Raw genomic sequence first — 10,592 nt, forward strand, 5'->3', positions numbered from 1 at the left:
GGGTGTGTCGGCAAGTTGGCTGCGCAACTGGCGTCGGGCCCGCGACAGCAGGCTCTCCAGTGCCTCGACGCTGATGTTCATCAGGGCCGCGGCGTCGATGTTCGACAGCTCCTGGTAGTACTGCAGCACAATGGCTTCACGCTGGCGCTCGGGCAAGGCCGCCAGGGCGGCGGCCATCCTTGCACTGCGGTCCGCCGTTTCCAACTGTTCATCTGGCGAGGGTGCGCTGTCTGCCAGTTCCAGCGCTTCATCCTCGTTCAACGGGCGTTCCTTGCGCCGGCGCAAGCGGTCATGGCACAGGTTGAGCGCCACGCGGTGCAGCCAAGTGTCAAAACGCGCTTCGCCGGGGCGCCAGTTGGCCGCCTGGCGCCAGATGCGCAGGAAGCTTTCCTGGGCCACGTCCTTGGCTTCGTCGGCATCCCCCAGCAGCCGCCCGGCAAGCGCAAGCAGGCGCGGCAGCTTGCGCGTCACCATTTCGTTGACGGCCGCAGGTTCGTTGTTGCCGATACGTGCCAGTAGCTCAACGTCCGGATCAGTGTCTTTCAATCAGGTAATACTCGGTCCGGGGGCTAAGAGGTTTCAGCGAATCCAGTGCCCTTTGCGCCAGTACCAGTTGGGGCCACGGGATTCCCAGTGCCCAGGCTCCCAGCGTGCGTTACGCACTACTTCCTGCCAGTGGCCCGGCACCCAGGCATACGCGCCACGTTCCCATTGCCAGTGGCCACGGTCCCAGACAAAGCCCGGGCGCTCAGCCGGGATCACTTCAACGCGTTCGGCCGGTGGGGCCTGGCGAATGATCACTTCGGTCTGGGCAAAGGTCGGGGTGCTGACAAGCGCGGCGAAGGCCAGCGGGACCAACAAGGCATAGCGCAATTTGGCCAGAGGGTTCATGGCAACTCCTTCATACGGCGGACGAAAATGTTCGCATCTGATGGGTTGAACGCTGGGCACAGGAAAATCCGTCGCGAGAACGGTGAATTGTTTCTCGACGATGGGAGTATTGCTCAAGGGAAGAAAACGCTGGATGAAATGTTTGAAAGCATCGCGACGGATTTGTGCAGGTGGTGGCGTTCAACAGGTAACGCAAAACACACAATGAGGAAATATCATGCCCCGTCGACTCTCTATGCTGGTTGCCGCCCTGTTGATCGTCAGCCTCAGCGGCTGCGTAATCCTGCCGGAACATCGGCATTGCTGCTGGCGCTACTATGGCGCTGACACCGCCCCCACCAGCAGCGTCAACAGTTAACCGACTGCCGCAAAACCACGCCGCCCGGCCTTGATCTCGGTGCGCAGTTCGCCAATAAGGTTTGAGATGGAACGGATGCTGTCCAGGCCTTGGGGCGAGACCCGGGTCAACAGCAGATCGACGCGACCCGACGCTGGCTCGAACACCCTGATGCGCAGCGAGCCGTCGCTGTTGAGGCTGCAATCACAGGCCAGCGGCAGGAAGCCCGCGGCCATGATCTTATTGAGTTCGTCGAGCGCAATCATGCTGAGCCCCCATCCCTGGGTTCGACCCTGTGGGTGTGATGCAACCAGCATAGATAAGGTTTTGCCTGCTACTGAACAATTAATTCAAAAGTGATAGCTGTGCCACATTTCGCCCTGTAAACGCTGGTGCACTGGCGCCAGAAACCCAACACACGACCTCTCGTCTGCTGCTTTGGCAAGGGCTTGACTCACAACCTGTATCAAAAGACGCTCTTGGCTTTTCGCCATCACCCTGAGCCGCCCGCCATGAGCATCGTTCCCCCGAGCCAGCCCGACAGCGACGTGTACAAAACCCTGCTGGAGTCGACCAAGGCCATCCCTTGGCGCATCGACTGGCAGAGCATGACCTTCAGCTACATCGGCCCGCAGATCGAAACGCTGCTGGGCTGGAGCCCGCAAAGCTGGGTGAGCGTGGATGATTGGGTCGAACGCATGCACCCGGACGACCGTGAATACGTGGTGAACTTTTGCGTGTCGCAATCGCGTGCCGGCGTGGACCACGAAGCCGACTACCGCGCACTGACGGCCAACGGCGAGTATGTGTGGATCCGCGATGTGGTGCATGTGGTGCGCAAGGACGGCGAAGTCGAAGCCTTGATCGGCTTTATGTTCGATATCAGCGAGCGCAAGAAGACCGAAGAGCACTTGATCCGCCTGCAAAAACAACTGGAGGAATACTCCTTCCAGGACGGCCTCACCGGCATCGCCAACCGCCGCATGTTCGACACCGTGCTCGAACGCGAATGGGCCAGTGCCCTGCGCAGCCAATTGCCGCTGTCGTTGATTATTCTGGATATAGACTTTTTCAAGCAGTACAACGACCACTACGGCCATATCAAGGGCGATGAAGCCTTGCGCCAGGTGGCCCGCACTTTGTCGCAGGCGGCCAACCGGCCACGGGATTTTATTGCGCGTATCGGCGGCGAGGAATTTGTGTGGTTGCTGCCCGAAACCGACGCAGCCTCAGCCAGGCAAGTGGCGCAGCGCTGCCTGCACTTGATTTGCCAGCAGCAGATCGAACACGCCGTTTCGCCGGTTTCCAAGTTGCTGAGCCTGAGCCTGGGGGTGGGCACGCATACCGTGACGCCCAACAGCGACCTGCTGGCGTTCGTCGAGTCGGTCGACAAGTTGCTGTATCAGGCCAAACGCAATGGACGCATGCGTGCAGAGTTCGCTGATAGTGAAGTGTGATGCCGAGGTCAAACTCCAGGCAAAAAAAATCCCAAGTAGCTGATGGAAACTTGGGATTTAAAAATGCATAAACCGTGGGAGGTGAACGCCCGGCTATAGTAACGATTGTCAAAACCTGCAACAAGATTATTTTATTCCTTTCGTCGGATTAAAAGCCGCGTAAGTCATTCAATAACCACATGATTTTTAAGGTAGCCAAGTCAGCAAGTGCCACTTTTTGGTGCAATAAACCGATATAGCCCTTATCACTTAGTGGCTATATATCCATTGTTCAAATAGGGTTATTGCTTATCACGGCGCGGCACTCTCGCTGTAACGCTTTCTGAGTTGCTTACAGGCCTCAAGCGATTCCAGACTGGTAGTCGAAGTGGCACGGGCCACACTTTCAAGATGTTGGCACAGCGCCAAGCGTTCGGCGGCCTCTTCCCGTTCCAGGTCAACCTGAGCATTGAAGCGCATAAACAAGATGCCGAGCAGCACCGCGGCGCACGCAACCCCGATCGTCGCATAGCGAAGGCCGTTGGTGGACGGGGGTTCTGCCGGGTTCATGATTTAAGGTGCCCTGCTCTTTTCATACCGCACATCATCGCCCTCGACCCGGCCCACCTGCGTCCAGCCCAGCCGTTGGTAAAACCCGTTGGCGCGGATTTCACCGCGCCCGTCGGTGATCAGGTACAGCGTCGGGTGGTGCTCAAACAGTGCGGCTTCAGCCACCGCCATCAGTTGACGGCCCAAACCCCGGCCTTCGTAGGCGGGCAATACGAACATCGCAAATACCTCGCCGCTGTCAAAGTTGACCATTGAAAAAGCCGCCGGCTGGCCCTCCACTTCTGCCAGCCACACGCACGGCGCTTCACGGATGCTGTCCGCCAGCACCTGTGGCGTAATGCCCAGATCCGCCATCTGCTCACGGCTCAAGTGGTTCTGCACCACGGCCGTGCGAATGGCGAACAACGTGTCGATATCCGCCAGCGTCGCCAGCCGAATAGGGTTTTGCATAGATGCCTCCTCCGTGGATGCACGCAATTGTATGTAAATAGAAACACACAGATTGTCGTGGATTTGTAAGAGAAGGCGCTCGACTACAGGGGTTTTGCCTGTTGTTGACGCCGAAACTGCCCCGGCGCCAGGCCATGGGCCTTGCGAAAGCAGCGGGAAAAGTACGCCTCGTCGGTAAACCCGCAACGCAGGGCAACTGCACCTATCAATTGCGCAGTGTTGAGCAATAAGGTGCGCGCCAATTGCATGCGGCGGTCGAGCACCCACTGAGAAAAGGGTTTGCCGGTTTCTTTGCGCAGCAAATGGGTGAGGTAGTTGGGTGACAGGAACGCAGCGGCCGCAGCGTCAGTAAGATTGAGGCCCGGCTCGTGCAGATGCTCGCGGATATAGCCGTGCACCCGTGCCAAGGCGTCTTTGCGTCCGCGTCGGGTGGTGTTATTGGCGGCAAACGCCTGCAAGGGTTCGGCGTACTGCTGGCAAACCAGGCCGATCAGTTGGAACAAGTAGCCCTTCAAGCGCTCACGTGCGCCGAAAGTGCGCTGGGCGTCCAGGGTGCGCATATGGCCGAGCCAGATGTGCACTTGTTCAAAGTCGGCGTCGTCAAGGATGAAGTCCAGGTGCTCCTGAAAACGGAACGGTGACAGCTCCGGCGCCTGGCTGATGGGGATGTCTTCCAGGTCCAGCGGGTCGCAGGTCAACTGCGGCAGGAAGAACGCCTGGCTGAAGTTGATCAGCATGAACTCGCCGTCTTGCGGGTGGGGAATCACATGCAGGCGATGGGGCAGGATAAACGCCATGGCTTTGTGCGGGAACGGACGCACCGCGCCGCCGATATGTTGCACGGTGTCGCCGCCCAGGTTGATCTGGATCTGGAAGTATTCATGCCGATGCGGGCTGGTCAGCGCCGCCCGCCCGCGCTTGTCGCGGATATAGAAGTCGGGGCGGTCGCTGCGTTGTTCCATGCCATAGGTGGTGACGCGGGTGCCTGGCATAACAGTCTCTCGAAGGGCCTGGGCACCACTTTAGCCTCAACCCTGGCTGAGGGTGAAACTCAACTCGCCGATGCCCTTGATGCCAGCGGTAACCGCATCCCCACGCTGCAACGCGCCGACGCCTGCCGGGGTGCCGGTAAAGATCAGGTCACCGGCCTTGAGTGCTACGGATTTTGAGGCGTAGCTGATGATTTCACTCACCGACCAGATCAGGTCAGCCAAGTCGCCGACCTGACGCTGCTGACCATTGACCTTTAGCCAGATCTTGCCGCTGGCCGGGTGCCCGATAACGCTCGCAGGTTGCAAGGCGGTGCTGGGCGCCGATTCATCGAACGACTTGCCCCAATCCCACGGACGCGCGAGCTTTTTCGCCTCGGCCTGCAGGTCGCGACGGGTCAAGTCGATGCCGACGCCATACCCCCAAACGTGGGACAAAGCGTCTTCAGGGCTGATATCCACCCCACCCTTGCCGATGGCCACCACCAGTTCCACCTCATGGTGCAGGTCGGCAGTCAGCGGCGGGTAGGCGATCACGCCTTCGGCCGGCACCACTGCATCAGCCGGTTTCATAAAGAAAAATGGCGGTTCGCGATCCGGGTCATGCCCCATTTCACGGGCGTGTTCACTGTAGTTGCGGCCCACGCAGAACACGCGGCGCAGCGGGAAACGTGCGTCGCTGCCCTGTACGGCCAGGGATGGGGTTGGCGCGGGGGGGAATACGTAATCAGTCATGGCCTGTGCCTCTTGGTTTACCTGGCGCCAGTATGGCCAGCAGCGCCAAGGCAAAGTTGGACAGGCTTACGCAGATTTTGCACTGACCGGTGCAAAACAGCCCTGGATCATTTACGCGCCACTTTGTAGCGCAGGCAGTCCTGGTAAAAACTCTGGCGGATGACGTCGGGCTTGAGCCGTGAGCGGCTGTCGTAGGTCTGCTCGGTGATGCCCATGGCCATCATGCGCATCCACGATTTGCTGAACTTGATGGTCTGGATCTTCTGCCGCGCGGCATACAGCGACACACCCGACAGCTTGAGTTCCTGTGCCCTGGCGGCAGTGCCTGCGCCCCAACTGCACATGTACTTGTCACCCTCGCGCAACTCTCGGGCCTGCACGCTCGCCGCGCCGCCAGCCAGGGAACAGGCGATCAGCATCATTCCAACAGTGCGCATTTGCATCCCCATCTAACCACCTGAAAATAAAAGTGATTTTGGCGGGGATTTTGTTACAAAGGGGCCATTAAATTGCCTTCCTGGGTAAACATTTACCTAATAGATGTCGGCAAACCCTGTGGCGAGCGACTGTGGCGAGCGAGCTTGCTCGCGCTGGGGCGCGCAGCGGCCCCTTGACCGGATGACCGTGTACTTCAGGTGTACCCAAGTGTCAGGTTTTGGGGCTGCTGCGCAGCCCAGCGCGAGCAAGCTCGCTCGCCACAAAAGCTCGCTCGCCACAAAAAACGGATCACCCTAAAGGGTGCCGATTACCACTGGTAAGTGGCACTCGCCTGCACGGTGCGCTGCGAGCCATACCAGCACCACGAATAGGAGTAGCACGAGGCCACGTATTCTTTGTTTGCCAGGTTGGTCGCGTTCAGCGCCAGGCGCAGGTTGTCTTTGGGGTTGGCGATATTCGGGATGTCGTAGTGCAGCGCCGCATCCATCAAGGTGTAGCCCGGTACCTTCAGGGTGTTGGCGGTATCGCCCCAGGACGAGCCCACATACCGCGCGCCCGCCCCCACGCCGAAGCCCTTGAGCAGGCCGTCGTGGAAGGTGTAGTCGGCCCACGCCGAGGCCGTATGGCGTGGCACGCCGTAGGTGGTGGTGCCCTCAACGGCAATCGCCGGCCCAGTGCCGACATCGCTGATCGGCGCGTAGCGAACGGTACTGTTGGATTTGCTCGCGCGGTTGTCCAGATAGGCGTAAGCCGCGGTAATGTTCAGGTTGTCGTTGAGGCTGGCCTTGCCTTCCAGTTCAAAGCCACGGGACTGTTGCTCGCCGTCCTGGATCTGGCAGCGGCCACTGCCGCACAGGTGCGTCGGGTCCGGATCCATGGTCGGCACGTTGGATTGGCGCAAGTCGAAAATCGCCGCCGTAATGAAGCTGTTGCTGCCTGGCGGCTGGTACTTGATGCCGATTTCATACTGTTTGCCTTCGGTCGGCTTGAACACCGAACCGCCGTAACCCGTGCCCGATTGCGGGTTGAACGACTCCGCGTAGCTGGCGTACGGCGCCAGGCCGTTATCGAACAGGTAGACCAGGCCGACCCGCCCGGTAAAGGCCTTGCTGTCCAGCGACGACTTGCTCTTGGTGCCGGAGCTGATGGTTTTGGTGGTGCTGTCGGTGCTGGCCCAGTCATACCGACCACCCAGCAACAACACCCATTGGTCCCACTTCATTTGCTCTTGCAGATAAACACCGGTCTGCTCGCTGCGCGAGGTCGCGTCGGTGATGAACGCGGGTGTGGTGACCGGCGCGCCGTAGACCGGATCGAAGATATCCAGGTTCGGGCCACTGCCATAACCGGTCTTGGTGTCGGTGCGGGTGTTCTGGTAATCGAGCCCCATCAACAGCGTGTGCTGCAACGAACCAGTGTCGAATTTGGCCTGCACCTGGTTATCGAGGGTGTAGGCATCCATGTCCACATCGGCAGCGATGGTCGAGCGCTTGGAGGTGCGGTAGTCGCCCATCAGGTAGCTGTTATAGATGCTGCGATAGACGCCCTCGGCGCGCAGGTAACGGGCGTTCTGGCGCACCGTCCACACGTCGTTGAAGTGATGTTCGAAGGCATAGCCGAGGGAGTAATGCTCGCGGTCGCTTTTTTCGAAGTTCTTTTCACCGTCATAGAAGTCCACATCGATCTTGCGTCCCGTAGGGCTGCGCAGCACCGAGCCCCAGGCTGGCACCGACCCGTAGGACGCGCCCTTCGGGTCTTTCTGAAAATGCCCAAGCAAGGTCAGCGAGGTAGCATCGTCCGGGCGCCAGGTGAAGGCACTGGACAGCGACTGGCGGCGGGTTTCGGTGTGGTCGACCTGGCCATCGGCGTCATCGAACAACCCCGCCACGCGATAGGCATACACACCCTGATCATCAATCGGGCCGCTTAAATCAAAGGTAGTGCGCTTCTTGTTGAAGGTGCCGTATTCCACGCCGACTTCATGAAACGGCGTGTCCAGCGGGCGTTTGGTGACCATGTTGATCACCCCGCTTGGCGTGCCCTGCCCGTACAACACCGAGGCCGGGCCGCGCAGCACTTCGACGCGCTCAAGGTCGAAGGCGTCTTTTTGCGGCAAGGCATCTCGGCTCGATGGCATACGCAGGCCGTCGAGGTAGGTTGCCGGGGCGAAGCCACGGATAGTCAGTTGGTCGAGGCGCGAAGCCGTGGCCCCACGGGTCTCCGGCACCACGGCGGCGCTGTAGCGCAGGATCTGGTTGAGGCTTTCGGCGTTTTGCGCACGCATCTGGTCCTTGGTGACCACCGAAATCGACTGCGGCGTCTCGATCAGCGCGGTATCGGTCTTGGTGCCCGACAGGCTGCGAGTGGCGACATAACCCGCCACCGGCCCAGTGGGGCTTTCGCTCTGGTAGGCGCCGCTGATGGTGGTGGCCTGCAACTGCATGGCGCCGCCATCGTCCGGGAGCGCTTCGAGGCGATAGCGGTCGGCGGAGATCTTGATGGCCTGCAAGCCACTGCCGGCGAGCAATTGCGCCAATGCCACGTCGGTGTCGTATTGCCCGCTCACACCGTTGCTGTGCTTGCCGCGCGTCAAGCTTGCATCAAACGCCAGTACCAGCCCGGCCTGCTCGGAGAGACTATTGAGGGATTGGCTCAAATCACCCGCGGGAACCGAAAAACGGCGCAACGCGCTGCCGGTTTCTTCGGCAAACAATGGCTGGACGACGAACAACGGCACAGCGGCAAAAGCCATCGCCACCGACAGGGCCAGTGGGTGCAAGGGACGAGCAAGGCGCGACATGGGAAATCCTGCGTAATGGAGGTTCTATTAACCATGACGGCCATGTCGCGAAATCGGGCAAGGATGAGAGTCATTTTTATTTGCATGACTTTATTGCAATGAGCCGGGTCGCTTTTTTGCGTAGTCCTTCGGGATAGTTTTTCGCGGTTTTTACCCGTCCTGCGTCATCCCATTCTGATTTTTCCAACCATTCGTCCAGCGGCTTTTTCCTGCAGCAGACTCCGACGCCTTGCCATTTTTTGCCGAGACGTCACGGATGACCAACGCCGCCCACATCGCCTTTATCGAACATGAGCTCAACGGCTTTCATCAGAGCCTGGCGGAGTATCGCCAGCAGGTGGGCGCCTGGTATGCGCGGGCGTTGGATACGCTCAGCCATGCTGCCGACATGCCGTCGCTGTTGGGGATGGACCGTGTGCTGCGGGTTGGCGATGCGCAACAGTCCGTGAGTATTACTGACATGGGCTTTTCCACCGTGGCCCAGTGCCCGGCGGGCGGCGAGCTGAAAATCCAGAGCTTGTTCGAATCAGTGTATGACGTGCCGATCGGCGATATCCCGGTGGAGGTTGTCGGGCTGGATGACGGCAGTTCCACGCTTGTCATGCTCGATGAACATGGCAAGGGTTCGCATTTTTGCGCCGCTGGTGGGCGCTATCAGGTGCGGGTGCAGGGCGGCGTTTCTGCGCAGCAAGTGGACGCGCTGTTTGCCTCTTACGCAGGGCTGACGGCCGACCTGGAGCACTGGCTGCGCGAGCAGTGGAAAGATTTCAAACCGTACTGGCAACAATCGACCGCCAGCGCGATTGGCAGCGGCGTGCTGGCGGGCAGTTGGGCGGCAATCCGCGATGTATGGGACAGCATCAAGCTGGTTCAGGCGATTCTTGAAGACCCGCTGAAATTTGCTGAGCAACTCGGCGCCGAGGCCGCCAGGTTGGCGCAGTTGGCCACCGATGCGCCCAAGGTCCTGGAACAGGCCATGTTATTGGCCAGCGACGAGGCCGCGCTGTACCTGATCCTGCGCACCGCGATGCTCTGGCTGGACGCACTGCCACCCGGCGAAATCGCGGAAACGGCGGCAGGGTTTGTAGTGTCGCTGCTGATTGATCTGGTGATCGGCGCAGTACTGACCATCGCGTTGCCGGCGGCGGGCGTGGCTTATCTCGGCTTGCGGCTGGCCAAGTATGGCGCGCGGGTGCTGGATGCCGCTGTGGGTTTTGTCAGGAGCCTGCTCGGGATGCTGACCAAATTCATGCAGGCGGTGGACCGTTACAAGGCGGTGGCGGTTCGCGGAGTGGTTGGCGGGTTGAAGCAAGGCACGCTGCAGATGCGCTGGCGGGCGCGGCAAAACGCAGTGGTTAAGCAAAAAGAACACGTTGATGACGTGCCTGCTTCGGGTAAGAACCTTAATGGCGATGCGGCGGCTCCGGCCGACAGAACCGTTACCAACGGCTGCCCGGTGTCGATGGTCACCGGCGAGGAACTGCTGACCCTCACCGATGGCACGTTGGATGGGGTTTTGCCGTTTGAGTGGACGCGGTTGTATCGCACCAGTGCAGTGGAAGTGGATTGCGGGTTGGGGTTTGGCTGGAGTCATTCGCTGGCGCAGCGGCTTTCTGTTTCCGGTGATTCGGTGGTGTGGACGGATCATGAGAATCGCCGTACCGAGTTTGTGCTGCCCTCCGCTGCTCGACCGGCGATTACCAATAGCTTGGCTGAAGCGGCGATCTACTTGGGCGATTTGCCCGATGAACTGGTGCTGGCCCAGGCGTCGCGGTTCTACCACTTTCAAGAGGGTGTGCTGACAGCCATCAGCGATGCATATGACAACCGGTTGCGGGTTTTCCGCGATCGTTTGGGGCGGGTTGAGCGGCTGGACAATGGTGTAGGTCGCTCGCTGTTTCTGCGGTACGAGTCGGGCCGCATTGTGGCGGTGGACTATCAGGTTC

General features: G+C 60.0%; 12 protein-coding genes. 3 read left to right on the forward strand and 9 right to left on the reverse strand.

Annotated elements, in window-relative coordinates; all coding sequences use genetic code 11:
- A partial coding sequence (locus FEM54_RS13790; RefSeq protein ID WP_138451426.1) for an RNA polymerase sigma factor occupies positions 1-546 on the reverse strand: 546 nt, incomplete at its 3' end.
- 33 nt (positions 547-579) lie between these two features.
- Positions 580-891: a YXWGXW repeat-containing protein gene (locus FEM54_RS13795; RefSeq protein ID WP_017136881.1), complete on the reverse strand. Its 312-nt coding sequence runs from the start codon at positions 889-891 to the stop codon at positions 580-582.
- A 217-nt stretch (positions 892-1,108) separates the two neighbouring features.
- Here FEM54_RS13795 and FEM54_RS34030 point away from each other — a divergent pair, with 217 nt between their 5' ends.
- Complete coding sequence (locus FEM54_RS34030; protein ID WP_017136882.1) at positions 1,109-1,249, forward strand: hypothetical protein; 141 nt, start codon at positions 1,109-1,111, stop codon at positions 1,247-1,249.
- On the opposite strand, the gene FEM54_RS13800 is transcribed toward FEM54_RS34030, so the two are convergent.
- A complete protein-coding gene (locus FEM54_RS13800) occupies positions 1,246-1,494 on the reverse strand; it encodes a DUF1652 domain-containing protein (protein ID WP_017136883.1) in 249 nt (82 codons plus the stop codon). The two genes, FEM54_RS34030 and FEM54_RS13800, sit on opposite strands and share 4 nt — an antisense overlap.
- 246 nt (positions 1,495-1,740) lie before the next feature.
- Between FEM54_RS13800 and FEM54_RS13805 the strand changes: the two genes are divergently transcribed.
- Positions 1,741-2,685 carry a sensor domain-containing diguanylate cyclase gene (locus FEM54_RS13805; RefSeq protein ID WP_017136884.1) on the forward strand — a complete coding sequence of 315 codons (945 nt, stop codon included), beginning with the start codon at positions 1,741-1,743 and terminating at the stop codon, positions 2,683-2,685.
- A gap of 291 nt (positions 2,686-2,976) precedes the next feature.
- On the opposite strand, the gene FEM54_RS13810 is transcribed toward FEM54_RS13805, so the two are convergent.
- The 6 genes from FEM54_RS13810 to FEM54_RS13835 form a co-directional block, all read right to left on the reverse strand.
- A complete protein-coding gene (locus tag FEM54_RS13810) occupies positions 2,977-3,234 on the reverse strand; it encodes a hypothetical protein (RefSeq protein ID WP_017136885.1) in 258 nt (85 codons plus the stop codon).
- 3 nt (positions 3,235-3,237) lie between these two features.
- Positions 3,238-3,684, reverse strand: a complete 447-nt coding sequence (locus tag FEM54_RS13815; protein ID WP_017136886.1) for a GNAT family N-acetyltransferase — start codon at positions 3,682-3,684, stop codon at positions 3,238-3,240.
- A gap of 83 nt (positions 3,685-3,767) precedes the next feature.
- Complete coding sequence (locus FEM54_RS13820) at positions 3,768-4,676, reverse strand: helix-turn-helix transcriptional regulator (RefSeq protein WP_017136887.1); 909 nt, start codon at positions 4,674-4,676, stop codon at positions 3,768-3,770.
- A 36-nt stretch (positions 4,677-4,712) separates the two neighbouring features.
- Positions 4,713-5,408 (reverse strand): fumarylacetoacetate hydrolase family protein, encoded by a 696-nt coding sequence (locus FEM54_RS13825; RefSeq protein WP_138451429.1) that lies wholly within the window; start codon positions 5,406-5,408, stop codon positions 4,713-4,715.
- A gap of 107 nt (positions 5,409-5,515) precedes the next feature.
- The gene (locus tag FEM54_RS13830; protein ID WP_026013691.1) at positions 5,516-5,845 is read right to left on the reverse strand and encodes a hypothetical protein; all 330 of its coding nucleotides are present in this window, start codon (positions 5,843-5,845) and stop codon (positions 5,516-5,518) included.
- Between the two features lie 308 nt (positions 5,846-6,153).
- Positions 6,154-8,646 carry a TonB-dependent siderophore receptor gene (locus FEM54_RS13835; protein WP_138451431.1) on the reverse strand — a complete coding sequence of 831 codons (2,493 nt, stop codon included), beginning with the start codon at positions 8,644-8,646 and terminating at the stop codon, positions 6,154-6,156.
- A gap of 256 nt (positions 8,647-8,902) precedes the next feature.
- Between FEM54_RS13835 and FEM54_RS13840 the strand changes: the two genes are divergently transcribed.
- Positions 8,903-10,592: DUF6531 domain-containing protein (locus FEM54_RS13840; protein WP_240792744.1), on the forward strand; the 1,690-nt coding region annotated here is incomplete at its 3' end.

It is taken from the genome of Pseudomonas edaphica, from assembly GCF_005863185.1.
GTDB classification, from domain to species: domain Bacteria; phylum Pseudomonadota; class Gammaproteobacteria; order Pseudomonadales; family Pseudomonadaceae; genus Aquipseudomonas; species Aquipseudomonas edaphica.

Excerpts from the sequence above, each read along its gene's own strand:
- FEM54_RS13795 (WP_017136881.1), bottom strand. The coding sequence starts at position 891 with ATGAACCCTCTGGCCAAATTGCGCTATGCCTTGTTGGTCCCGCTGGCC.
- FEM54_RS34030 (WP_017136882.1), top strand. The coding sequence starts at position 1,109 with ATGCCCCGTCGACTCTCTATGCTGGTTGCCGCCCTGTTGATCGTCAGC.
- FEM54_RS13800 (WP_017136883.1), bottom strand. The coding sequence starts at position 1,494 with ATGATTGCGCTCGACGAACTCAATAAGATCATGGCCGCGGGCTTCCTG.
- FEM54_RS13805 (WP_017136884.1), top strand. The coding sequence starts at position 1,741 with ATGAGCATCGTTCCCCCGAGCCAGCCCGACAGCGACGTGTACAAAACC.
- FEM54_RS13810 (WP_017136885.1), bottom strand. The coding sequence starts at position 3,234 with ATGAACCCGGCAGAACCCCCGTCCACCAACGGCCTTCGCTATGCGACG.
- FEM54_RS13815 (WP_017136886.1), bottom strand. The coding sequence starts at position 3,684 with ATGCAAAACCCTATTCGGCTGGCGACGCTGGCGGATATCGACACGTTG.
- FEM54_RS13820 (WP_017136887.1), bottom strand. The coding sequence starts at position 4,676 with ATGCCAGGCACCCGCGTCACCACCTATGGCATGGAACAACGCAGCGAC.
- FEM54_RS13825 (WP_138451429.1), bottom strand. The coding sequence starts at position 5,408 with ATGACTGATTACGTATTCCCCCCCGCGCCAACCCCATCCCTGGCCGTA.
- FEM54_RS13830 (WP_026013691.1), bottom strand. The coding sequence starts at position 5,845 with ATGCGCACTGTTGGAATGATGCTGATCGCCTGTTCCCTGGCTGGCGGC.
- FEM54_RS13835 (WP_138451431.1), bottom strand. The coding sequence starts at position 8,646 with ATGTCGCGCCTTGCTCGTCCCTTGCACCCACTGGCCCTGTCGGTGGCG.